General features: G+C 70.7%; 19 protein-coding genes and 1 pseudogene. 1 reads left to right on the plus strand and 19 read right to left on the minus strand.

The window, feature by feature from the left end; all coding sequences use genetic code 11:
* Nucleotides 1-64 precede the first annotated feature (64 nt).
* Entirely contained in the window at nt 65-445 is a 381-nt protein-coding gene (locus ACQ86G_RS12270; protein WP_431260811.1) for a hypothetical protein, read from the minus strand.
* A 113-nt stretch (nt 446-558) separates the two neighbouring features.
* Nucleotides 559-1,143, minus strand: coding sequence for an NADAR family protein (locus tag ACQ86G_RS12275; protein ID WP_431260812.1), 585 nt, complete (start codon nt 1,141-1,143; stop codon nt 559-561).
* 95 nt (nt 1,144-1,238) lie between these two features.
* Between ACQ86G_RS12275 and ACQ86G_RS12280 the strand changes: the two genes are divergently transcribed.
* Nucleotides 1,239-1,991 carry an NUDIX hydrolase gene (locus ACQ86G_RS12280; RefSeq protein ID WP_431260813.1) on the plus strand — a complete coding sequence of 251 codons (753 nt, stop codon included), beginning with the start codon at nt 1,239-1,241 and terminating at the stop codon, nt 1,989-1,991.
* 206 nt (nt 1,992-2,197) lie between these two features.
* On the opposite strand, the gene ACQ86G_RS12285 is transcribed toward ACQ86G_RS12280, so the two are convergent.
* From ACQ86G_RS12285 to ACQ86G_RS12365, 17 genes and pseudogenes are all read right to left on the minus strand, one after another.
* Nucleotides 2,198-2,767, minus strand: a complete 570-nt coding sequence (locus tag ACQ86G_RS12285; RefSeq protein ID WP_431260814.1) for a hypothetical protein — start codon at nt 2,765-2,767, stop codon at nt 2,198-2,200.
* A gap of 168 nt (nt 2,768-2,935) precedes the next feature.
* Entirely contained in the window at nt 2,936-3,727 is a 792-nt protein-coding gene (locus tag ACQ86G_RS12290) for a hypothetical protein (protein ID WP_431260815.1), read from the minus strand.
* Nucleotides 3,721-4,107, minus strand: coding sequence for a DUF4440 domain-containing protein (locus ACQ86G_RS12295; RefSeq protein WP_431260816.1), 387 nt, complete (start codon nt 4,105-4,107; stop codon nt 3,721-3,723). The genes ACQ86G_RS12290 and ACQ86G_RS12295 overlap by 7 nt, the downstream gene beginning before the upstream one ends.
* A 43-nt stretch (nt 4,108-4,150) precedes the next feature.
* Nucleotides 4,151-5,485, minus strand: a complete 1,335-nt coding sequence (locus tag ACQ86G_RS12300) for a hypothetical protein (RefSeq protein WP_431260817.1) — start codon at nt 5,483-5,485, stop codon at nt 4,151-4,153.
* Between the two features lie 154 nt (nt 5,486-5,639).
* On the minus strand, nt 5,640-6,701 hold the full coding sequence (gene cobT / locus ACQ86G_RS12305) for a nicotinate-nucleotide--dimethylbenzimidazole phosphoribosyltransferase (protein ID WP_431260818.1): 1,062 nt from the start codon (nt 6,699-6,701) through the stop codon (nt 5,640-5,642).
* A complete protein-coding gene (locus ACQ86G_RS12310) occupies nt 6,701-8,200 on the minus strand; it encodes a cobyric acid synthase (RefSeq protein ID WP_431261390.1) in 1,500 nt (499 codons plus the stop codon). Before ACQ86G_RS12310 ends, cobT begins: the two co-directional genes overlap by 1 nt.
* A gap of 38 nt (nt 8,201-8,238) precedes the next feature.
* Nucleotides 8,239-9,369, minus strand: a complete 1,131-nt coding sequence (locus tag ACQ86G_RS12315; RefSeq protein WP_431260819.1) for a pyridoxal phosphate-dependent aminotransferase — start codon at nt 9,367-9,369, stop codon at nt 8,239-8,241.
* Nucleotides 9,366-10,385: an adenosylcobinamide-phosphate synthase CbiB gene (gene cbiB / locus ACQ86G_RS12320; protein ID WP_431260820.1), complete on the minus strand. Its 1,020-nt coding sequence runs from the start codon at nt 10,383-10,385 to the stop codon at nt 9,366-9,368. The genes ACQ86G_RS12315 and cbiB overlap by 4 nt, the downstream gene beginning before the upstream one ends.
* A 130-nt stretch (nt 10,386-10,515) precedes the next feature.
* Nucleotides 10,516-11,085, minus strand: coding sequence for a cob(I)yrinic acid a,c-diamide adenosyltransferase (gene cobO / locus ACQ86G_RS12325; protein ID WP_431261391.1), 570 nt, complete (start codon nt 11,083-11,085; stop codon nt 10,516-10,518).
* A 112-nt stretch (nt 11,086-11,197) separates the two neighbouring features.
* Nucleotides 11,198-13,366, minus strand: a complete 2,169-nt coding sequence (locus ACQ86G_RS12330) for a TonB-dependent receptor (RefSeq protein ID WP_431260821.1) — start codon at nt 13,364-13,366, stop codon at nt 11,198-11,200.
* Nucleotides 13,363-17,610 (minus strand): cobaltochelatase subunit CobN, encoded by a 4,248-nt coding sequence (gene cobN / locus ACQ86G_RS12335; RefSeq protein WP_431260822.1) that lies wholly within the window; start codon nt 17,608-17,610, stop codon nt 13,363-13,365. Before cobN ends, ACQ86G_RS12330 begins: the two co-directional genes overlap by 4 nt.
* Nucleotides 17,607-17,936, minus strand: coding sequence for a DUF2149 domain-containing protein (locus ACQ86G_RS12340; protein WP_431260823.1), 330 nt, complete (start codon nt 17,934-17,936; stop codon nt 17,607-17,609). The genes cobN and ACQ86G_RS12340 overlap by 4 nt, the downstream gene beginning before the upstream one ends.
* The gene (locus ACQ86G_RS12345; RefSeq protein ID WP_088408395.1) at nt 17,933-18,394 is read right to left on the minus strand and encodes a MotA/TolQ/ExbB proton channel family protein; all 462 of its coding nucleotides are present in this window, start codon (nt 18,392-18,394) and stop codon (nt 17,933-17,935) included. Before ACQ86G_RS12345 ends, ACQ86G_RS12340 begins: the two co-directional genes overlap by 4 nt.
* Nucleotides 18,395-18,402: 8 nt before the next feature.
* Nucleotides 18,403-19,796 (minus strand): annotated as a pseudogene (locus tag ACQ86G_RS12350) (cobyrinate a,c-diamide synthase).
* 7 nt (nt 19,797-19,803) lie between these two features.
* Nucleotides 19,804-20,706 (minus strand): ABC transporter ATP-binding protein, encoded by a 903-nt coding sequence (locus ACQ86G_RS12355; protein ID WP_431260824.1) that lies wholly within the window; start codon nt 20,704-20,706, stop codon nt 19,804-19,806.
* Entirely contained in the window at nt 20,703-21,725 is a 1,023-nt protein-coding gene (locus ACQ86G_RS12360; protein WP_431260825.1) for a FecCD family ABC transporter permease, read from the minus strand. Before ACQ86G_RS12360 ends, ACQ86G_RS12355 begins: the two co-directional genes overlap by 4 nt.
* Nucleotides 21,725-22,675, minus strand: coding sequence for an ABC transporter substrate-binding protein (locus ACQ86G_RS12365; protein ID WP_431261392.1), 951 nt, complete (start codon nt 22,673-22,675; stop codon nt 21,725-21,727). The genes ACQ86G_RS12360 and ACQ86G_RS12365 overlap by 1 nt, the downstream gene beginning before the upstream one ends.
* Nucleotides 22,676-22,680 lie beyond the last annotated feature (5 nt).

Consider the following 22,680-nt stretch of genomic DNA (forward strand, 5'->3'; position numbering starts at 1 on the left):
CCGACAGGGACGGGCGAGGAGGGGGAGGCGGCGGAGCGCCTCGGCGCGGGCTACACGGGCGGCGTCAGGCGCGCGGCGGCCGCAAGGGCGGCTGCGGGCAGCGCTGAGGCTCGTGCAGCTGAGGCGTGGGGAGCGGGCTCACCTGCGGCGGCGCGACGCGCAGGGCGCGCGTGTCGGGCTTGCAGTGGTCCGGCATGTCGTCCGAGGTGTCGCCGAGCTCGAAGAGCAGGGCGGCGACGTCGGCGGAGAGACCCGCGGCGTGATCGTCGTCGGCGCTCGCCTGTGCCGCGGTGATGGCCGCGACGGCAGGATAGTCGGGTTGCCCGTCGACCAGCAGGTGCTGCGCATGCGCGACGCCCGCGGCGAACATCGTCACGCCGACGGCGGCGATGCCGTACGCGGGGACGAGGATCGTCAGGACAAGGATGCGGAACCAGCGGGTCACGGGCGTGATTCTATCGAGTCGCCCGGGTGGCGCTGCCGGCAGGTCATCTCGGCGGGCCGGTCGTTCCGAAGCGGGCGACGGTGGCGGCGGTCACGGCGTCGCCTTCCATGGGCTCATTGGTCCGTCGCCTCCTTGGCCGCCTTCAGCCGCGCGCGGACTTCCATCAACGCGAAGCCGAGCAGGTTCAGCCCCTTCCAGCGGGCCGGGTGGCACGCGTCGGCATCGTTCGCCGCGAGCCCGATGCCCCAGACCGGATCGACGGGGCTGGCCTCGACCAGCACCTGGTCGCCGGTGCCCAGCAGGAACCGGCGCAGCGCTCCGTTGTTCTCGAACTTCCCCATGTTGGCGGCCACGACGATGTCGAAGCGGTGCTCGGCCCATCGGCGTTCGTCGAAGCCGGCGACCTTGCGGCCGAGCTGCTTCGCGAGGTCCGGCGTCTTCGCCTCCAGGATCTGCTGACGCAGGGCGAGATCGCCGAACAGCTCGGCCTTGCCCGCCATCATGAAGTGTTCCGCCGTGCGGAAGGTCTCCTGGCCGACCTGGAACGGGGCGTCGTACCACTGGCTGAAGCACGAGGCGTTCACGCCGCGATCCTTGGGGGGACGATGGCCCCAGAAGAGGACGTATTCGACCGGTTGTCCGGCCTGGACGACGTCGACCAGGCTGCGGAGGTCCCGGGTGTCGCTGGCTTGTTTCATTGTTGTTCTCCCAGAAGTCAGTGGAGTTGTATAGTGCAACCCATCGAAGGTTGCACAATACAACCCTCCAACGATCCGATCAAGCCCGAATGACGATGACCACCGACCCTTCGCGCCGGAAACCACAGCCTGCTGCCGCGGTCCCGTCCTTTCCGTTGCCGTTCACGACGGTCGACGTGGTGATCTTCTCCGTCGTCCAGGACCAGCTGCGCGTGCTGCTGGTACAGCGGCCGTCGAAGGAGGACGAGCCGTTCCCCGACCGCTGGGCGCTGCCGGGCGGCTTCGTCGACATTGACCGCGACCGCGATCTGGAAGCCTGCGCGCGGCGCAAGCTGTCGGAGAAGACGGGCGTCGCCAGCCCGTACCTGGAGCAGCTCGGCAGTTGGGGCGGCAAGGACCGTGATCCGCGCGGCTGGTCGGCGACCCACGTGTACTTCGCACTGATCCCCGCTGACGGCGTGACGCTGGCCAAGGGGGCGAACGCCGCCGACGTCGGCTGGTTCGAGGTGGAGACGCTGCTCAAGCGCCCCCGTCTGGCCTTCGACCACGCGGCGATCCTGAAGGCCGCCGTCGAGCGGCTGCGCGGCAAGGTGGAGTACACGTCGCTGCCGGCGTTCCTGCTGCCCGAGGCCTTCACGCTGCCGCAGCTGCAGCGCATGTACGAGGTCGTGCTGGGCCGGCCGGTCGACAAGAGCGGTTTCCGCACGCGGATGCTCGCGGCCGGGTTCCTCGAGGAGGCGGGCGCGATGGCCGGCGACGCCAACCGCGCCGCGATGGGGTATCGCCTGCGCGATCGCAAGACGGCGGTGGTGTTCCCGCGGACCTTCAGTCCCAGGCAGGGCGAATGAACCTGGCCATCGGGCGCTGACCCGTCGCGGTCAGAAGTCCCGCGTGTCGCCGCGGCTCGCGCGAAGCGCCGGGGCGACGTGACGCGCGATTCCGCCTTTCCGGGAGGGCGACTCTGATCGACACCATGTCCGTGGGCGATGCCGCCGCGGACGCAGCGATCGTGGCACCGCCTTGCCGGGCTGAACGCAAGCCGCCGCGCGCGGCCTCATCCCTGGAGGAACGGCTCGATCCACCGTTCGAAAGCGTCCTGCCATTCCCGCTGCGCGGCCTCGAGGATCGCTTCCGGATCGTCGACGGGCGCCAGCTGCAGCTGTCCCCGCAGCCAGCCGATGTAGGCGTCGAGCCGCTCGCTCTTGCGGTAGTGATGCTCGCTGCGGAAGTAGTGGATGCGGTCGAAGTCGATGCGGGGTTCCACGTCGCAGGTGCTGACGCGCAGCAGCTCGCGGACGTCGCGCGCGACGATCCATTCGCCGCCTTCGTCGCCGAAGGCCACCACCGGCCAGCGATCGGGCATCGGCGGCTGCGACGGGTCCGGATTCCACAGCGCGTAGAACGAGCCCGACGCGGTCGCCCGCGCGAACGGGATCAGCCGGGACAGGAAGGCGGGATCCGCCGACCAGCCTCGGCGCAGGCCGTCATGGCCGTCCTGGGTCAGCGTCAGCGCGGCGGAATAGTTGCCGTCCCCGATCTCTTCCTGGAAGCGGAGCAGCTTGCGCAGGGATTCGGGAACGGGCAGGCCGCCGAAGGGGGCGGCAAAGTCGGTCGGATCGATCATGGGGGAGGAACGGGAGTCGGCACAACGACCGGCTGGACCCGGCCAGCCCCGCCGCCAGAAGGCAGCGGAGCCGCCGCGAATCTAGCGCCCATCGGGGTTCCCGTGACGTGACCTTCGTCCACTCCCCCGCCGATGTCCCCTGACCCGGCGTCGCACGCGTTATGTGCGTCAGCGCACCTTTTCGAGCGGGCGCACCTTCATCGCGCGGATCTCCGGCCGCAGCCACCTGCGCACCAGCGGTCCTTCGAGGAGCTCGCCGTCGCTGCACACCTCCCACACCCGGGGATCGAAATTCCGGTCCCCGCTCAGGCGCGCGGGCGGCGTGAACTGCATCTGGTCGATCGCCATGCCCTCGTTGCAGTCCGGATGATCCTTCTTCACGTTGCGCCCGATGGCTTCGGAGAGCGCGTCCAGTCCCTCGGGCTGGAACAGCGATTCGGTCGCCACCGTGGCCATCGTCCGTTGATCCAGCAGCACCGCCGTGTTGGCGGCCGACGGCCGGACGCCGCCGTAGGCCTCGTGGCTTTCGAAGCTCACGAACGGCCCGAACGCGTGCGTCGCGTTGAGCATCACGCGCGTGGTCTCGCAGCCGGCCGTCGATGCGGTCGCCTTGACCCGGGCGATCAGTTGCCGGTCGTTGAGCCGGGTGCGCTCCTGGTCGCTCAGGTCGCCGCACTCGCTGAGCCGCTCCGACCACCTCGCACGCACCCAGTTGTTCAGGCGGTCCGTTTCCGCGCGGTCCCCGCCGATGAAGACCGAATAGCTCCAGCTCACGTCCACGTCTTCCTGTGACGCCGCGTCGCAGGTTTCGCAGGACTTCGCCTGGACCTTGAACTCGTAGGTGACGTCACGGACCCGCAACGGCGTGGTCCACGGTTCGGCGGCGATCGCGGCGGCGACGGGGCTCAGCAGCAGCACCGCCACCAGGGAGCGCGGGTGGAAGCGCACGGTGGTCACCACGGCGTCGCCGCCGCCGTGCCCTGGTGATACCGCATCTGCCAGCCCGCCGCCGTCTTCAGCCACAGCGAGGACCGCAGCGTGTGGTGGATCAGCGAGCCGTCCTCCTGCCGATGCGCCGAGCGGTAGGTCAGCAGGGCCGCGTCAGGGGCGAGCGGCGCGATGCGGAACTCGTCCGGCACGACCTTCGGCGGCTCGTGGTCGTCGGCGAGCCAGCGGATGATGGTCTGGCGGTCGTACTGGCGGCCGGAGCGGCCGACCTCGTGGAACTCCGGGTGCAGCAGCTGCGACAGGCGCTCGGCGCTGCAGCGCACGCCGGGGTGGTGGAGCTCGACTTCCAGGGCGCGGAGCGTGTCGAGCAGCGAGACGTCGATGTCGGTCATTGCGGGGTTCAACGGTAGGACGACGGAAGGATAGCCTCAGCCTTCAGTGCGGCGGGGGCTGCCGCCAGTTCACGAGTTCGGTGCGGACCGGTGTCATGGCGCGTACCTCCGGCTTCAGGGCGCGACGGACCTGGATCCCCATGAACACGCTGACGTCCTCGCAATCACGCCATGTCGACGGCTTGTACGGGCGCTCATAGGCCAGGAGGTCAGGGACCCTCAAGGTCGATCTGTCGATCAAAGGCAGGTCATGGCAATCCGGATGCTCCCGCGCCACCGAAGCCTCGAACGCTGCCGAGAGTCCCAGGATCGCGCGCTCGTCGAAGAGGTCCGACAGGGCTACCGGTGCCAAGGTGTCGCGGTGGATCAGCATGTCCTCGCGCGCATGGCTCGTGTGGAAGGCCCCCGCCATGGCGGTGTAGCGCGTGAACGAGAGATAGGGGCCGAAGCCGCCGGTGGCCAGCACCGCGGACTGGATGGTGCCGCAGTCGTCCGACTTCGACGTGGCCTTCACTTGCGCGACGACCTCCTCGTCGCTCATCGCGGCCAGTCGGTCGATCGGCAGCTCGGCGCCGCAATCGCCGATGCCCTCGAGCCACCAGCGTCGCAGCCAGGCGTTGAGTCGGCCGATCTCCTCCGGCTTTCCATCCAGGAATATCGGATAGCTCCAAGTGATGTCGAGCTCGCGGTAGGTGACGGGCGGGGAGACCGGGCCCTCGGGTGTCCATGGATCGACGGGCACTTCCACCTTGAACTCGTGGCTGACCTCTCGCACGCGCAGCACGGCCTCATCCGCCGCGCGCCTGGCGACAGCAGTGACGCTCGTCGCGGTCTCAGCGAACGGTCCGATCTCGCGCCAGCGACGGGCATCGGCCGCGTCGAGCGCGACGTCCTCGCCTTCCTCGGGCAGCACGCCCGAGTTGGGATCGGCATAGCGCAGCGTGCCTTCGAGCCTGCCGGCGCGCAGGAAGCCGTTGAAGGCGATGCGATCGACGATGTCGAACCCGAGGCTGTTCCCGGCCGACAGGTGAAGTTCCCTCGTGCCTGGCCGGTACTCGCCACCGGTGATCCGGAACTCGATGCCCGGGCAGTTGCCGGCGGCCTCGTACAAGAATCCGTAGGGCTGCCACACCGGCTGCACGCGACCTTCCTTGAGGATGGGCCTGACCCACAGCTGCGCGGAGAGACCGCTGCAATCGCCGCTCTCCGAAGACACCGCGACGTTCGAGAAATTGCCGAGGAAGCGGGCCTGCGGCACGCGCTGCGACGCGGAGGCGAGCGGCGGCTGGTCCGAGCCCGCCGCGGCGCCGGTCGACAGCAAGCCGAGTGCGCAGGCGCCCACCGCGAGCACACCGCCCAGGGCGCGCCAAGTCGTCATGAATGAGCGAGTGGAGGGGAGGGACGGACAAGACATGGACATCGGCGCCGCTTGAATGTTGGCGCGAATGCTGCCATGCCGCTCACGCGCGTACCACGGAAGAAATCTTCCAGCCCCCTTGGCGCCTCAGGCCTGGCAGTGCACGCCGCGCGTGTCAGGCTCTGTCGCTCACGCCCGCCGAATCGAAGCTCGCCATCTCGCCGAGCACGCGGCAGGCCGACTCCAGCAGCGGCCAGGCCAGCGCCGCGCCGGAGCCTTCGCCCAGGCGCAGGCCCAGGTCCAGCAGCGGCTGCGCCTGCAGCGTGTCCAGCATCAGCCGGTGGCCCTGCTCGTTCGAGCGGTGCGCGAAGATGCATCGCTCCAGCACCGCGGGCTGCAGCTTCGCCGCCACCAGCACCGCCGCGCCGGTGATGAAGCCGTCGACGACGATCACGCGGCGTTCCAGCGCCGCCTGCAGCACCGCCCCGACCATCATCGCGATCTCCAGCCCGCCGAGCGCGGCCAGCGCCGTCAGCGGCTCGGTGGCACGCGGATGCTTCTCCAGCGCGCGCGCCAGCACGGCCAGCTTGTGGCGCAGCTGCGCGTCGTCCAGTCCCGTGCCGCGCCCGACGCAGTCCGCCAGCGCATACCCGCCCAGCCGCGCCAGCAGCAGCGCCGCCGACGAGGTGTTGCCGATGCCCATCTCGCCCAGCAGCAGCGCGTTGCCCGGCCGCTTCTGCAGCAGCGTCTTGCCGGCGGCGATGGCGGTCGCGCACTCGTCCGTCGTCATCGCCGGCCCCTCCAGCATGTCGCGGCTGCCCATCGCGATCTTGGCGATCAGCAGGCCCGGCCGCGGCACGAAGGTGTGGCGCACGCCGGCGTCGACGACGCTCAGCTGCAGCCCGTGCTGGCGCGCCAGCACGGACACGGCCGCGCCGCCCGCCAGGAAGTTCTCGACCATCTGCCAGGTCACGTCGGACGGGAACGCCGACACGCCGTGCGCCGCCACGCCATGGTCGGCCGCGAAGACCATCATCTGCGGTTCCACCAGGCGCGGCTCCTCCGTGCCCTGGATCAGCCCCAGCCGCAGCATCAGGCCCTCCAGCCGGCCCAGCGAGCCCAGCGGCTTGGTCTTGCGGTCGATGCGGCGCTGCAGCGCCGTCGCCAGCGCCGCGTCGTGCAGCGAAGGGATCTCGGGAATCAGGTCGGGCTTGGTCATCGGGGACGTCTCGGACATCAAGGGGAAGAGGAGGGGGAGGGCGAGGGCATGGACGCGGGAGACAGCAGACCCATCAGCACACCCGGCGCGAAATGGCGGTCGATGTAGTCGGCCAGTTCGTCGAAGACCTGGTCGAGCGGACGCGCGGGGCGGTCGAACAGCGCGGCCAGCACGCGGTCGTCCTCGAACAGGCCGTGCAGGTAGTGGCCGAGCACCGGCCCGTGCTGCCAGCCGACCGGCTCGCCGAGGCCGTCGAACAGCACCGGCCGCGCATCGGGCAGCCCCGGATGCTGCGCCGTGCGGCCATGGTGGATCTCGTAGCCGCGCACGGCCTGACCTTGGAGCGACGACCACGGCGCGCCCAGCGTCGGCGAGAAGCGGCACTCCGCCTCGCGCAGCAGCTTCTCGCGCTCGAACAGCGTCACCAGCGGCAGCAGGCCCAGGCCCGGCGCGTTGCCGTCCAGCCCGTGCGGATCGACCAGCGCCTCGCCCAGCATCTGCAGACCGCCGCAGATGCCCAGCACGCGTCGGCCGGCGGCGGCGTGCGCCGCGACGGCGACGTCCAGCCGCTGCGCGCGCAGCCAGGCGAGATCGGACGCCACCGCCTTCGAGCCGGGCAGGATGATCCAGTCCGCACCCTCGAGCTCCGCCGGCGTGCGGGCCCAGCTCAGCCGCACGTCGGGCAGGTTGCGCAGCGGCTGGAACTCGTCGAGGTTGGACAGCCGCGGATACGCGATCACGGCGACGCGGACCGGTGCGCGGCCGTCGCCACCGGTGCCGAGGCCGCCGGTGGTGCGGTCGTCGAAGACGCTGTCCTCCTCGGGCAGCCCATGGCCGCGCCACATCGGCAGCGTCGCGAGCGTGGGCACGCCGGTCATCTGCTGCAGCATCTCCGGCCCCGGCGACAGCAGGGCGGCGTCGCCGCGGAAGCGGTTCAGCACGAAGCCGCGGATCAGCGCGCGCTCGTCCGCCGGCAGCAGCGCGTGCGTGCCGTACAGATGGGCGAAGGCGCCGCCGCGGTCGATGTCGGTGACCAGCAGGCAGGCCGCGCCGGCTTCACGCGCGGTGCGCATGTTCACGTAGTCGCTGCTGTGCAGGTTGATCTCGGCGGGCGAGCCGGCGCCTTCGATGACGACGACGTCGTTCTCGACCAGCAAGTCGTGCAGCGCGCCGCGCGCGCTGGTCCAGAGCGCCTCGCTGCGCTCGCGCCACGGCGCGCGGCTCAGCGCCTCGTCGACGTCGCCGAGCACCACGACCTGCGAGGCCGTGTCCTTCTCCGGCTTCAGCAGCACCGGGTTCATGCGTACCTCGGGCCGCGCGCGCGCGGCCAGCGCCTGGAAGTACTGCGCCGAGCCGATCTCGCCCTGGCGTCCGTCCAGGCCGGGCACGACGCGCGCGTTGTTGCTCATGTTCTGCGCCTTGTACGGCGCGACGCGCAGCCCCTGGCGCGCGTACCAGCGGCACAGCGCCGTGGTGAGGAAGCTCTTGCCCGCGCCGCTCGTGGTGCCGAGCACCATGACGGCCCGCCCCCGGCGCTGCCCCGACGAAGCGCCGCTCACGACATCTCCCCCATCATCGTCGTGTCGAACGGATGCGTGGTGTCGAACGCGCCATGGCGAGACGGCGGCGACGGCAGCGGCGTGTGACCGCCGAAGGTGGCCATCGCCGCGGCCAGCGCGCCGACGGCTTCCGGCGATTGCACCGACACCCGCACCAGCCCGGGCAGACCGAAGGACGTGGCGTCGCGCAGTTTGATGCCCATCGCGCGCAGCCCTTCGAGCAGCGGCTCCGGCACGCCGTGCCAGGGCGACGGCAGCGCGGCGAGCCAGTAGTTGGCGACGCCGCCGTCGATCTGGTCGAAGCCCATGGCGGCCATCTGCGTCCATTGCATCGCGTGCCACTCGCGCAGCAGCGGCAGCGAGGCTTCGAGTTCGCCGCGGATGGACGGTGTGGTCCAGGCCTCGAGCAAGGCCTGGCCCTCGGAGGAGAGCACCCAGCTCGGCGCGAGTTCCGCGACCCGGGCGATCCAGAGTCCGTCGCGGGGACCGATCAGGTAGGCGCCGCGCACGCCGGTCAGGCCGAAGGCCTTGTTGGGGCAGACGAGCCGCCAGGCGCCGTCGGCGATCGCCTGGGGCAGCGAGCAGCTGCCGGAGAGGCGCAGCGCGTCATAGGCCTGGTCGACGACCAGTTGAGAGCCGCTCTGGCCGAGTGCGAGCGCCACGGCCGTCCACTCGTCGAGGCCGAAGCTCGCGCCGGTGGGGTTGTTGGGATCGCAGACCCACACCAGCGACGGCAGCGTCAGCGTGTCGGCGAGCTGGAACGCGTCGTCGTAGGCGGTCACCTGCAGGCCCAGTGCGTGGGCGGCGGCGGCGTAGTCGCCGAAGCCGGGCTGCGGCACGCAGACACGCGTGACGCCCGAAAGCATCGCGGCGAGCGTCAGGCGGCGGATCGCTTCCGAACCGCCGGACGCCGGCAGCACGCGGTCGGGCTCGACGCCGTGCCAGTTGCCCAGGCGGGCGCGCAGCGTGGCGTAGGTGGGATCGGGATAACGCAGCCGGTCGGCGCGCAGCACCGCGTCGAGCGCGGCCGGCGGCGGGCCGAGCGGGTGGGCGTTGGTCGAGAAGTCGTGGCGCACCGGCGGGCCCGCGTCGGTGCCGCCGTGCGTGAGCGATTGGAAGCGGGTCATCGCGGGCTCCCGATCGCGGCGCCCGTGTCGATGCCGCTCGTGCCGCCACCGATCCCGAGCACGAAGACGAACGCGAATCCACCGCGCAGCGCGGCCGCGCTCAGCGCCAGCAGGGCGGCGAGGCCCAGCATCGTCCCCGCGGCGAAACGTTGCGCGGCGACCATGTCCTCGGCCACGACGTCGCTGCCGGACGGATTGAGCCGGTAGTGGCCGGGTTTGCTCAACGCGCGGCCGAGCCGCAGCGCCATCGCGCCCATCGGCCAGCCGCCGTTGGGCGAGGGGGTGCGGGTGGCCTCGCGCAGCAGCGGTGCGAGCAGTGCCGGCCGCAGCGCGACGAGCGCCAGCCCGGTCAGCCGCGCCGGGATCCACGACAGCGCGTCGTCGGCGCGCGCGGCCCACTTGCCGGCCCATTCCCAACGGCCGCGGTAGCCCCACATCGCATCGGCCGTGTTGGCGAAGCGGTAGACCGCCGCGCCCGGCAGACCGGCGACCATGAACCAGAACAGCGGCGCGATGACGGAGTCGTTGAGGTTCTCGGCCAGCGTCTCGATCGCGGTCTCGCGGACCTCGAGCGCGGAGAGTTGCGTCGTGTCGCGGCTGACGAGGCGCGACAGCTGCGCGCGGCCTTCCTCGAGCGAGCGCGACAGCGCGCTTTCGACGGCGGCGACCTCGTCGCGCAGCATGCGCCACGCGAGCATCGGCTTCAGCGCGAGGCCCAGCAGCAGCGCCGCGACCGCGAGCCGCCAGCCGCCGAACCAGGGTTCGAGTCCGATGATGACGGCTTGCTCGATCACCAACGCGGCGAGGGCGGACAGCGCGATGCCCGCTGTCCATGCGAGCGCGCCGCCGATGAACGCCGCCTTCGGCGACATCCCGCAGAGGCGGTCGCCGAAGAGGGCCAGGTAGCGCCCCATGCCGACGACCGGATGCACGGCGGCCGGCGGCTCGCCGAAGCAACGGTCGAGCAGCAGCGCGATCGGGATCGCGAGGGCGAGCAGCCAGGACATCGGACTCATGGGACGGGCGTCGGGAGGCGTCGAAAAACGTCGAGAGGCGTCGGGTGACATCGGGTGACGTCGGATGACGGGGAAGGCGACGATGAAATCTGGCGCGCAGCTTAGCGGGCAGGAGGCCGTTGGAGGGAAGTCAATCCTCAATTCCGCGTTGTGCCGGCACACCTGCCTTGAAGTGGTGTTTCACCATTGTCATTTCCGTCACCGTGTCTGCCAGATCCATCAATTCCTGCGGTGCATTGCGTCCCGTCAAGCAGACGTGAACGTGCGCCGGCCGCGCGCGCAACGTCTCCAGCACGGGCTCCAGCGGCAGCCAGCCATAACGCAGCGGATACATGATCTCGTCGAGCACGACGAGGAAATGCTCGCCGCCGAGGATCGTCGCCTTCGCGCGCTCCCAACCGTCGCGCGCCAGTTGCGCCGAATGGTCCAGGTCCTTGCTCTTCCACGAGAAGCCGTCGCCCAGTCCCTCGATCGGCACGCCGATCTGCTCGAACAGGCGGTGCTCGCCGAAGCGCGCGCTCGGCACCTTCATGAACTGGTAGATGTGGACCCGCTTGCCACGCCCGTGCGCGCGCAGCGCCAGGCCGAAGGCGGCGGTGCTCTTGCCCTTGCCGTTGCCGGTGTGGACGATCACCAGCCCGCGGCGTTCGCCGTCGGGGATGATGCGCACGCGGTCGACGGGCGGTTGTTCGATTTCCATGTCGTGCTCCGGAGGATGGAACCTGTCGAGGATCAACTCGGTGTGCTCCCTCTCCCGCTTGCGGGAGAGGGTGGGGGTGAGGGCCAGCGGCCGTGGAAGTCCTGAAACTTCTTCAGATCCGCGCGCGCAGACTGAGTCGGAAAGTGCGCGGCTCCATCGGATGCACGAGCCGTCCGTTGATGCCTTCGCCGTTGTTGCAGCCCGCGCCTTCGGCGCGCGTGCAGGCCGCGCCCCAGTACTCGATGTCGTTGGCCTTCGTGTCGAAGAGGTTCAGCACGTCCAGCCCGAGCTGCCACCGGTCGCTGAGCTGATACCCCAGCCGCCAGTTGGCGGTGAACACGGCCTTGGATTTCTGCGTGCCGGTTTCCTCCAGCGCATACGCGCCCAGGTAGCGCAGCTTGAAGCCGCTGGACCAGGGACCGCTCGGCGCCCAGTTGGCCGACATCGACGCCGACCACGGCACCGCGTTGGGCACGCGCTTGCCGCTGCCGAACTCGGTCTCGGTCGCTTCGACGAAACGCGCGCGTGACCAGGCCACGTCCGCGTCGATCAACCAGTCGCGGCCGACCTGCACGTCGTTGGACCACTCCAGCCCCACGCGCTTGGACGCGCCGCGCGCCTCGGTCACGCCCTCGTCACCGACGAAGACCAGCTCCGACGCCAGGTTGGCCTGCCACAGCGCCAGGCTGGTGGTCCAGCCCTTCACGGGCTTGGTGCGCAGTCCCAGCTCGGTGCTCTTGGTGCGCGCCAGCAGCGGCAGCGTGTCGGTCGCGCTGCCGTCGGCCGGATTGACCGTCGTCGTCGCGCCGCGTGCATCGTTCGATCGGAAAGCCCGCGCCCAATGCAGGTAGACCTCGGTGTCCGCCGCAACGCGCGCGATCAGCCCGAGCTTCGGACTGAACTGCGACTGGCTGGCCTTGCCGCCGTTGTCCATGTTGAACTCGCCACCGGTCGGCGAGACCGTCGCGCGCATCGTGTCCCAGCGGGCGCCCACGGTGCTGCGCAGCCAGTCGGTCCAGCGGCTCCCCAGTTCGACGAACACGCCGGCGCTGTCCTCGCTGACGCGGTCCTCGCGCACGGTGTGCGTGCGCACGCGGTCGACGGTGTCGTACAGGCCGAGCGTGCCGATCTTGTCGTGGCGCCATTGCAGGCCCCAGGTCACCTGCTGATCGGCCGGCAGCCATGCGGCGGGCAGCTGATGCTTCAGCGAGCCGCCCCACAGCTTGCGGTGATCGGCCTGCTCGTGCTGGTCGCCATCGGGGCCGTTGATGAAGCCGGACGGCGCGGAGAACAGGTTCAGCGCGTAGTCCACCACCCAGGCGTCGGCGGTCCACTGGCCGCTGCCCTGGTTGTAGGCGATGCCGCCGCTCAGGCTGTGGCGATGTGTGCGGCCGCCGTCGTTGGCCACCAGCGTGCCGTAGCGGCCGATCTCGCCGCTGTCGATGGCGCGCTCGGGCACGTGCTCGCTGGCGCGCCAGGCGGCGCTGTAGCTCAGCAGGTCCACGTGCGCGCCGTTGCGTTCGTCGCCGCGCGTCAGGCGCAGCACTGCATTGCGGCGATGCAGGTCCTCGGCCTGGTCCCACGGGCCGTCGTAGACGCTGCCGTCGACCGCACCCAGCATCGACCAGCCGCCGCCGACCTTCGTGCTGCCCGCCGCCAGCGCGCGCCGATAGCCGTAGGGGCCAGCCGTCACCTGCGCGAAGGGCCGCTCGATCTCGCTCATGTAGCCGATGCGCGCGGCGCCGGTCGTCGCGAAGTCACCGTCCTCGGCATTGAAAGCGCCCTTGCGGTAGCGCAGGCTGTCGACCAGTTCCGGGATCAGGAAGTTCAGGTCCATGTAGCCCTGACCGTGCGCATGGCTGGCCATGTTCACCGGCATGCCGAGGACGAAGGTCGCGAAGTCGCTGCCGTGGTCGAGGTTGTAGCCGCGCAGGAAATACTGGTTGGCCTTGCCGTCGCCGCTGTGCTGCGTGACGGTCATGCCAGGCATGGCTTCCAGCAGTTCGGCCGGACGCAGCAGCGGACGCAGCGCCAGGCGCTCGACGCCGACTTCGCCCTCGGAGGCGCTCTCGGCTTCGCCGAGCTGCGCGCGGCTGCTGATGCGGACCGTGTCGAGCGTGCGCGAGGGGGCCGCGTCGATCGCGGCGTCGGCGGCGGCGTTCTGGGTGGCCTTCGGGGCGGCCGCCTGCTGCGCACTCTGCGCCTGTGCGGCGCACGCGGCCAGGGCCATCGCGCTGGCGATGGCGGTCAAGGCCATGGGCTGGCTGTTCTTCGAGTTCATGCGGTTCCCTGGGGGATCAAGTTGTTGTCGTTTTGGAGAGTCAGACCCGCTCGATGCGGCGGGTTCGATCGACGCGATTGCCAGATCGCGCCGGCGCACATCAGCAGCGCCATCGCGACCCAGGCGAGTGCCTGTTCGAGGCGCTGCGCCGCCGGCGCGGCGGGGGTCGGTTTCGGCGGCTCCGGCACGCGCTGCAGCGCGAGGCCGCGCACGGTCGGCACCGGCGGTACGGCCGGCGTCGCGCGCTGCTCCGGTGGCTTCTGCGCCTTGGCGGGAGGCTGCGGCGCGGCGGGCGTGGCCGGCTGGATCGCCGGCACGTCCTGCGGCAGTTGATCCGCCGTCCAGCGACGCACCGCCGCCAGCTCGTTGTTCAACGGCGCCGCCTTCGTCAGGTCGCGGTACAGCGAGGCGATCTCCTGCTTCGTCTGCGCGTCGGGCTTCCAGTAGCCCATGCGCTCGGCCTGCACCATGCGCTCGAGCGCCTGTGCGTAGGCCTGCGGGTTCTGCTTGAGCCACTCGGGCACGCCGAGCTTGTGCTTGTCCTTGACCAGCACGTCGTAGAAGCTCTGCCAGTGATCCGCCCGCACGGTGCCCGGCGCGATGCTCTGCCAGCCGAAGCTGTACTGCACCGCCTTGAGCACCTGCAGCGCGCCGGACCAGCCCTCCGCCTGCTGGGCCTTCAGCCAGCCGGGGTGCAGGTAGCGGCTCTGCATCTCCAGCGCGATCGCCTGCGCGGCGGTCTCGGTGTGCTGCTCGGCGGCGTCCTGCAGCTGGCTCACGTGCAGCGCGATGTCCCTGGTGCTGCCCGCGACCTTCGCTGCCGCGGCCAGACCGCCGAGGTACTGGAACGGGTCGTCGCTGCTGACCATCGCGTACAGATGGCTGCTGCGCGACATCAGCGCCGCGTCGGTGTGGCGCAGGTGCGCGCCGAGCGCCTGCTGCGCCTGCGCGGGCGGGACGCTTAGCGGCTCGCCGTCGACGTAGGGCTGGCTCATCGTCGACAGGAACAGCTGGCCCAGGCGCGGATCGGTCTTGCCGTCCTGGCCCTTCAGGCCGTTGTCCTGCACCGCGTCGGCGATGCCGGTGCCGTAGTCGCCGGCCGGGTTGCCGAACACGCGCGCCTGCGCCAGGGCCTGTGCCTGCGCGGGCTTCAGTCCGGCCTTGCGCAGCTCACCGGCGATCGTGCGGTTGTTGCTGGCGATGGCGTTGTCCGGCTCGGCTTCGCCGGCGGCGGCGACTGCCTGGTCGATCAGCTTCATCAGCGCCGGGAACTGGTCGCGGTAGGAGCCGGTGATCGACAGCAGCACGTCCACGCGCGGACGGCCGAGTTCCTTCGGGCTGAGCAGCTTGATCGAGGTCGGCCGGCCGGTGGCGTCCCACACCGGCGTCGCGCCCAGCGCCACCAGCGCCTGCGCCTCCATGATCCCTTGATGGCGGAGCGTCTCGCCCGCCCACAGCGACAGCGCCAGCCGCTGCGGCGCGGTGCCGGCCTTGGCCTGTTCCTCGTACCAGCGCTTGAACAGCGCCTGTGCGGCCTCGAAGGCCTGCTTCGTCGGCAGCCGGTTGGGGTCGAGGCCGGTCAGGTTGCGTCCGGTCGGCAGGCTCTCCGGATTGCGCAGCAGGTCGCCGCCGTAGGCTGCGGGAATGAAGCGGCCGTCGAGGGCCCTCAGCAGTCCGGGCATCTCGCCTTCGGTCGACAACCGCGTCGCCATCTCCTGCGCACGCAGCGCGAGCTGGTACAGCGCCGCCTGATCGATCGGCTTGCGCGCGGCGCGGTTCGGGACGAAGCCGTCGCCGCAGGTGACCGCCGGGGCGCTCGAAGCGGTACCCGGCGCGGACGCCGCATGCTTGAGTTCCGCGGCGACTGCGGACGCCGCCGAAGCCGCTGCCGCCGTGCCGGCCGCGATGCAGGCCGACGGCCGCAGGTCGAGGTGGCTCGCCGCCTCCGCGTCCTTCAGCGCGAGGTCCAGCCAGCGCGCCGGCCGCGCCGTCGCCACGCCCTCATGGTTGATGAGGAAGGCCTCGTCGATGTCCTCGCCGAGGGCATCGATCAGCGGCACGCGCAGCAGCTGCAGGATCGAGCCGCGGCGCTGGTCCTCATCCGGCACGACGCCGAACACCGCCAGGCCCTTGGGCTGCGAGCTCTGCGCCAGCCGGTCCAGGTAGGGATGCAGCAACTCCAGATATCCGCTGAAGTTCGCGGTGATCTGCTCGGCAGTCCAGCCCAGGTCGCGATGCAGGTTGTGCTCGACGAACTGCTGGACCATCTGCCGCTCCAGCCCTTGCCGCGTCGGACCGGGATCGACGGTCTCCCACTCATGCATCAGCTCGTGCATGTGGGCCATCTGCGCGTTGAACCCGGCGGGGGCGAAGCTCGGCGTGCGGTGGCTCACCATCAGCGCGCGACCACGGCGCTTGGCGGTGAGCGCTTCACCGAGGTTGTCGACGATGTACGGATAGATCACCGGCGTGTCGCCGAGCGGCAGCCACACGGGATCCATCACGTCGGGCCCGCGGATCTTGCCCGGCGCCCACTCCTGCGTGCCGTGCGTGCCGAAGTGGATGATCGCGTCGGCCTGCCGCGCCCACAGGTAGGTGGCGAGGTAGTGATGCGACAGAGGCGTCTTGCTGCGATGCATGAACGGGTCCTGCCCGTTGCGCAGCGTCTCCTCGCGCGGCGGCTGCGGCAGCACGGTGAGCGCGCCCAGCTTCAGGCGCGGGATCACGAAGACCGGCTCGCCGCGCACGCGCAGCACGTAGCGGCTGCTGGCGGGCGGCCCCCAGCGCGCGACGATGGGATCGCGCACGGCTTTCGGCAGCGCGTCGAACCACGCGGTGTAGCGCGCCAGCGGGAGGGCCTCGGCCTCGTCGGCGTCGAGCAGCGCCTGCAGGTCGGTGCCCGGGTAGTACGCCGACAGCATCGGCTTCAGGCCGGAGATCCAGTCGGCCTCGGCGATCGGCGTGACGCCGTAGCCGGCGTCCTTCAATCCGGTGCTGACGCGCGCGAGGCTGCGCGGCACGTTCAGGAACGAGGCGCCGAAGTTGCTCCCGCCGGGCGGGTAGTTGTAGACGAAGGCGACGAGACGCTTGTCGGCGTTCGGCTTGGTCTGCAGCGCGACCCAGCGCGCGGCCTTGCCGGCGACGCTGGCCGCCTGGCGATCGATGAGCTCGGGTTCGCCGCGCTTCGGATGCGCGACGACGACGACCGGGTCGATGAGTCCCGCCGCCTCCGGCTGCGCGAAGTAGAACGGGATATCGGCCTGCGCGAGACCGGTCTCGCTGCCTTCCCACACGGCCGCTTCATTCTGCCGGTAGGGCTGCGTCTGCAGCACCGGCACGCCCCAGCGCTCGAAGGTCGGCTGCAGCGTCGCCCCTTGCGGCAGCAGGCTGTGGTTGACGATCACGCGGGCCTGCACCTGTCCGTCGCGCTCCAGCAGCTCCGACAACGGCTTGTCGCTGAGCTGGCCGCTGAAGGCCGCATAGGCGAGCAGCCCCTGCTGGCGGAACATGGCCAGCCAGCGGTCCAGCCACGCGGTATTGCCTTGGACGAAGTGGTAGCGGTGCAGCAGGATGGCCACGGGCTCGCCGCGCAGTCCCTGCTGCGCGGCCCAGGCGCGGAACTCCGCCGCGTCGGCGAAGAGCCGGGGCGCGCCGGGATAGTGGATGCCGCGCTGCGGGATCAGCTGCGGCGGTCCGAGGTCGGACGGCGTCTTGCCGTCGAGTTGTGCCCGGGCGATCGCGAACGCCGAGCGCGTGTTGACCGGACCTCCGGCCTGCAGGTAGCCGCGCAGGCTGCGATCGCCCGCGACGGGTTCGCCAGCGGGGATCCACAGCACGCGCGGGGCGGGCAGGGCGGCGCGCTGCAGCGCGGCGTCGACGATCTGATGCAGGCGTGCTTCCGCCGTCGGGTGCGGGATGTCGATCCAGACGAGGTCCGCCTCGCGCAACGCGCGGTCCAGCGCCGGATCCTTGTCGACCGGCGCGCCGCGCAGCGGGTACTCGATCTGCTTCACGTCGAAGCCGAGGGCCTTGCCCTCGCGCTCCAGCAGCGCATGCTTGGCGGCCGGCGTGATGTCGACGCTGAGGAACAGCACGCGGGAGGCCGCCTTCGCTGCCTTCATCGTGTGTGCCGCGCTTGCCTTGCTCGCGGCGCGCGCCGTTTCGGCCGCGTTCCCGACGAGCGGCGCGCACAGCCACAAGGCCGCGACCGCGAGGCCGCGCACCATCAGGGACGCGATCCTCATGGCCTGGGCGCTTCCCCGGCCTCGGGCACGTAGATGATCGAGCCGTCCTTCATCTTGTACGCGACGCCGGCACGCTCGCCCTGGCCTTCGGCGTTGCCGCCGTTGCCGCGGTACTTGATCTCCTGGCCGTCCTTGCGCACGATGATTTCCATCCCCGGCTGCCCGGGGTTGCGGATCACCGTCTCGTCCGCATGCGACTGCTGCTGCAGCGCGACCGCGGTCAGCAGCGCGACGACCAGCACCAGGAACACGTCCACCAGGTTGACGGCGGACAGCATCGGATCGTCATCCTCTTCGGCGAGGATGGAAATGCGGCGGGCGCTCATGCCCAGCCCTGTTCGGCCTTGATGACCAGCAGCTCGGCCAGCAGCCAGCGGCGGCGGATCGAATACACGACCAGCGCGATCGCCGCCGCGGCCAGCGCGAGCACCACGCCCGAGAACGCCGAGCTGAACACCGCCAGCGCAGCCTGTCCCTGACCGGCCGCGACGCTCTGCAGCGCCGGTCCGAGCGGCACCATCGTGGCGATCAGGCCCAGCAGCGGCGCGACGCGACCCAGCAGGCGCGGCGCCTCCAGGCTGCGGACGATCTGCAGCTCCAGCGTCTCCAGGTTGCTGGTCGCATGAACCTTCAACTGACGGTAGCCGGGATGACGCCGCTGCACGGCCTCCATCACCGTGGCGCCCGCCGTCCACAGCGAGTAGACGAAGCCCAGGGCGACAAGGATCAGCACCGGCCACAACAGGGCCTGCGCGATGTGGGCGAATCCGGATTCGAGGAACATGGGTCAGCTCAGTTCTTGGAGAGGGAAGAAGCGCCGCCGAAGAACGCCGCGATGGCGTCGGGGTTCGACGGGAAGTAGTGGTGGACGTAGCTCGCGCGCAGCGAGCCGAAGTCGTACAGGCGCTCGGCCGCGCGGCCGGCGTTCGGATTCGTCGCCGTGGCGACGGCGGAGAGCGGTGTCTCCATCGCGGAGTAATGGAAGGTGTGGCCGCGCAGCTCGCCTTCGGGCCAGACCATCGTCTGCAGGCCCAGCGCCGCCATCCGCTTCTGCATCGTCGCGCGGCCCGGCATCAAGGCCGCCATCTCATGCGCCTTGCCATCGACATCGCTCAACTCGTCGAGCAGCACCAGCATCCCGCCGCATTCGGCCAGCATCGGCTTCGCAGCCTCCAGATGCGCCTGCAACGCACCGAAGAAGCGCGGATGCCCACGCAGCGTTTCCGCATGCAGCTCGGGATACCCACCAGGCAACCACAGCGCATCGCACTCAGGAACGTCCTCGCCAACGATCGGGCTGAACTCGCGGACATCCGCCCCCAGCTCGCGCAGCAGATCAAGATTCGCCGGATAGATGAAGGAGAAACACGCGTCGTTCGCCACCGCGATGCGCCTGCCCTCCAACGGGCGACCGAGCAGAAGACGCTCGGCCGGGGGCCCCTTTTCTCCATCTCCTCCTTTGCTTGCCTGCCGGCAAGCAAATTCCCTCCTTGAGTTACGAAAAGGGGCCCCCGGCCTCCCGTCTCCGATCCACTCTGGAAGAAATCACCCACCGAGCCGGCCTCCCACGCATCCGCCCACGCATCCAGTTGCCCGTCGATGTCCGGAAGCTCCAACGCCTGCACCAACCCCAGATGACGTTCCGGCAGTGAGAGCGCCGCGTCACGCTTCAACGCCGCAAGCAACGGCAACGTGTCCGGCAGACCCTCACCCACCATGCGCGCATGCGCATCGCTGCCCACACGATTGGCGATCACGCCGGCAACATGGATGTCGTCGCGGAATCGCGCCAGTCCCGTCGCCAGCGCCGCGAAGGTCTGCGCCATCGCCGAAGCATCCAGCACCACGATCACCGGCAGCCCGAACGTCGCCGCCAGATCCGCGCTGCTGGGCTTGCCGTCGAAGAGACCCATGACGCCCTCGACAAGGATCAGGTCGGCACTCTCCGCCGCCCTCGCCAGCAATGCCCTGCAATGCGCCTCGCCACCCATGAACAGGTCGAGCTGATAGACGGTGTGGCCGCTGGCGCGCTCCAGCACCATCGGATCGAGATAGTCCGGCCCCGTCTTGAAGACACGCACGCGCAGCCCGCGTCGGCGCACCGAGCGCGCGATCGCCGCAGTCACGCTCGTCTTGCCCTGGCCGGAAGCCGGAGCACTGATCAGGAAGGCAGGGCAGGCAGTCATCGAGTGTTCATTCATTGAGGGCGATCCAGCGCCCTTGCACTTGGAGGATCAGCAGCCGGCCGTGGAAGACGCGCTGCAGCGCGTCATGCGTCGCCGGGTCGTGCGGCGGGCCCTCGTGGACGATGCGGCCGCCGTCCATCACGACGACGGTGTCGGCCTGCAGCGCGACGTTGAGTTCATGCAGCACGCTGACGACCGCACCGCCCGCCGCGACGCGCTCGCGCACGATGCGCGCCCAGTCGCTCTGGTGCGGGGGATCCAGGTGCGCCAGCGGCTCATCCATCAGCAGCACGCCGGCGCGCACGGCCAGCGCGCGCGCCAGCAGCACCCGTTGCCGTTCGCCGCCGGAGAGGCTGCCCAGCGCGCGGTCCTTCCAGTCCCAGCTCTGCGTCTGGCGCATCGCGTGCTCGACCGCCTCGTGATCGGCGGCGCTCGCCGGCGCGAGCCACGGTTGATGCGGCAGGCGGCCCAGCATCGCGATGTCGTAGGCGGTGAGATCCTCGGACGCGGCCTCGTTCTGGCCGAGCCACGCGATCTGTCGCGCGCGGGCCTTCGCCGGCCATGCGGTCCACGGCCGGTCATCGAGGGTCAAGCTGCCGTCGAAGGGCAGCAGTCCCGCGATCGCGCGCAGCAGCGTGGACTTGCCCGCGCCGTTGGGCCCGACGATCGCAGTCCATGCGCGCGGCGCGGGGGCCAGCGTCAACGCGTGCAGCACGGGGCGATGGCTCAGCGACAGCGATTGGAGGTCGATGCGCAGCGACGGCACATGGCCGAGATCGACGGGGCTCGTGTTGCCGTCCCCGCCGCCGAGGTCGCCGCCACCGTTGCCGTGGCTCTTGCCGTGGCCGTTGCCGTGGTCCTGGCCATCCACCGCGGAACGGCCGCCCTCGTCGAACCGCGCGGCGCTCATCGCGTGCCTCCCATGCCGCCGAAATGCGCCTTGCGCCGATGCATCAGCCACAGCAGGTAGCTGCCGCCGAGCAGGGCGGTGATGATGCCGACCGGCAGTTCCTGCGGGGCGATGACCCAGCGCGCGGCGATGTCGGCGGCGAGCAGCAGCGCGCCGCCGGTGAGTGCGGACAGCAGCAGCAGGGCGCCGTGCGTCGTCGGTCCCCAGCTGCGCACCAGGTGAGGCGCGACGAGGCCGACGAAGGCGATGAGGCCGCATTGCGCGACCGCCGCGCCGGTCGCCAGCGAGAGCGCGGCGATGAGCAGCAGGCGGATGAGCGTGAGCCGCTGTCCGAGCGAGCGGGCGGTGTCCTCGCCCAGCGTCAGCGCATCGAGCGTGCGGCTGCAGGCGAGCGCGACCAGCAGGCACACGGCCATGGCGACGGCCATCACCTGGACCGCGCTCCAGCCGACGTAGCCGGTGCTGCCCAGCATGAAGGCCTGCATGGCGCGCAGGATGTCGGGATTCATCAGCGTCAGGAGCGCGGAGCCGGAGCCCAGCACGACGCCGACGACCACGCCCGCCAGCAGCAGGCGCAGACTTTGCGTGACGCCGCGGGCGAGCACGAGCGTGAGCAGGACGGCACCGATCGCGCCGGCGAAGGCCGCGCCGGTCATGCCGACGCGCAGCGCGAGCGCCGCCGCGGCAGGCGAGACGCCCATGACGAAGAGCAGCGCCGCGACGCCGAGCGACGCACCCGCCGAGCAGCCCAGCAGATAGGGATCGGCGAGCGGGTTGCGGAACAGCCCCTGCGCGATCGCGCCGGCCAGCGCGAGCAGCGCGCCGGCCAGCCACGCACCGAGGGAGCGCGGCGCGCGGATGTCCCAGAGGATCATCCGCATCGTGTCGCCGCCTTCGGTCCATGGGCTCCAGCCCATGCTGCCGATGGCCAGGCCGAAGGCGAGCAGCACGGCGCCGAGCAGCAGCAGCGCCGCGAGCTGCGCGGCGGTCCTGGCGGAGAGCAGGGAGGAGGCGCGCATCAGCGCATGCCCCCGGGCGGCGCGTTGAAGGGCACGGTCGGCAGCGGCACGGGGCCGGCCGCCGCCTCGCGCAGGCAACGCGCCATCAGCGCGGCCGCCTCGGACATGCGCGGGCCGGGGCGCACGAGCACGTCGGACTCGGCCGGGATCCAGACGCACAGGCGCTGGTTCTTCACCGCGCGGATCGCTGGCCAGCCGGGGCGTTGCGGCAGGCCCGCCGCGTTGCGCTGGCCGACCATGATGACCTGCGGATCGGCGCGGACGATGAATTCAGGGTTGAGCTTGGGGAACGGGCCGAGCTCGGCGGGGATGATGTTCTTCGCGCCCAGTCGCGTCAGGATCTCGCCCATGAAGGAGGCGGTGCCCGCGCCGTAGGGGCCGGCATCGACCTCGTAATAGACGCTCAGGCCGCGCGCGCCGGGCGGCAGCGTCGCGGCGCTCTGCGCGATGTGGCCGTCGATGCGGTTCCACAGCCGGCGCGCATCGTCTTCCTTGCCGAGGATCTGCCCCATCTTGCCCAGCACGCGCTGGACGTCGTTCATGCTCTTGGGCTCGAGCGCGACGACCTTCAGTCCGAGGCCCTCGAGCCGGTCGATGACGCGCGCCGAGACACCGAGCACGACGACGTCCGGCTTGAGCGCGACCAGCGCCTCGATGCTGGTGTCGTCGAGGCCGCCCAGTCGCGGCAGCTTCTGCACGCTCATCGGGAAGTTGGAGAAACGGTCCACGCCGACGACCTTGGCGCAGTCGCCGAGCTCGCAGATGGTCTCGGTCAGCGAGGGCAGCAGGCTGACGATGCGGCGCGGGACGTCCGGCAGCGTCACGGTATGGCCTCGGTCGTCCTTCAGCGAGATCGGCGCAGCGACGGCGGGCGTCGCCAGCGACGGGAGCATCCCCAGCAGCGCGCTGCCCACGGCGATCCTGATCGCCCGTTGCATCCAGCGTTCCATCGATG

Origin of the sequence: Roseateles chitinivorans, assembly GCF_050632145.1 — a bacterium.
Classification (GTDB): Bacteria; Pseudomonadota; Gammaproteobacteria; order Burkholderiales; family Burkholderiaceae_C; genus Roseateles; species Roseateles chitinivorans_B.

Coding starts and splice junctions, on each gene's coding strand:
- ACQ86G_RS12345 (WP_088408395.1), bottom strand. CDS start 18,394: ATGTTCCTCGAATCCGGATTCGCCCACATCGCGCAGGCCCTGTTGTGG.
- ACQ86G_RS12300 (WP_431260817.1), bottom strand. CDS start 5,485: ATGACGACTTGGCGCGCCCTGGGCGGTGTGCTCGCGGTGGGCGCCTGC.
- ACQ86G_RS12365 (WP_431261392.1), bottom strand. CDS start 22,675: ATGGAACGCTGGATGCAACGGGCGATCAGGATCGCCGTGGGCAGCGCG.
- ACQ86G_RS12280 (WP_431260813.1), top strand. CDS start 1,239: ATGACCACCGACCCTTCGCGCCGGAAACCACAGCCTGCTGCCGCGGTC.
- ACQ86G_RS12275 (WP_431260812.1), bottom strand. CDS start 1,143: ATGAAACAAGCCAGCGACACCCGGGACCTCCGCAGCCTGGTCGACGTC.
- ACQ86G_RS12355 (WP_431260824.1), bottom strand. CDS start 20,706: ATGAGCGCCGCGCGGTTCGACGAGGGCGGCCGTTCCGCGGTGGATGGC.
- cobT (WP_431260818.1), bottom strand. CDS start 6,701: ATGTCCGAGACGTCCCCGATGACCAAGCCCGACCTGATTCCCGAGATC.
- cobO (WP_431261391.1), bottom strand. CDS start 11,085: ATGGAAATCGAACAACCGCCCGTCGACCGCGTGCGCATCATCCCCGAC.
- ACQ86G_RS12340 (WP_431260823.1), bottom strand. CDS start 17,936: ATGAGCGCCCGCCGCATTTCCATCCTCGCCGAAGAGGATGACGATCCG.
- ACQ86G_RS12285 (WP_431260814.1), bottom strand. CDS start 2,767: ATGATCGATCCGACCGACTTTGCCGCCCCCTTCGGCGGCCTGCCCGTT.
- ACQ86G_RS12295 (WP_431260816.1), bottom strand. CDS start 4,107: ATGACCGACATCGACGTCTCGCTGCTCGACACGCTCCGCGCCCTGGAA.
- cobN (WP_431260822.1), bottom strand. CDS start 17,610: ATGAGGATCGCGTCCCTGATGGTGCGCGGCCTCGCGGTCGCGGCCTTG.
- ACQ86G_RS12360 (WP_431260825.1), bottom strand. CDS start 21,725: ATGCGCGCCTCCTCCCTGCTCTCCGCCAGGACCGCCGCGCAGCTCGCG.
- ACQ86G_RS12310 (WP_431261390.1), bottom strand. CDS start 8,200: ATGGTGCTCGGCACCACGAGCGGCGCGGGCAAGAGCTTCCTCACCACG.
- ACQ86G_RS12315 (WP_431260819.1), bottom strand. CDS start 9,369: ATGACCCGCTTCCAATCGCTCACGCACGGCGGCACCGACGCGGGCCCG.
- cbiB (WP_431260820.1), bottom strand. CDS start 10,385: ATGAGTCCGATGTCCTGGCTGCTCGCCCTCGCGATCCCGATCGCGCTG.
- ACQ86G_RS12330 (WP_431260821.1), bottom strand. CDS start 13,366: ATGAACTCGAAGAACAGCCAGCCCATGGCCTTGACCGCCATCGCCAGC.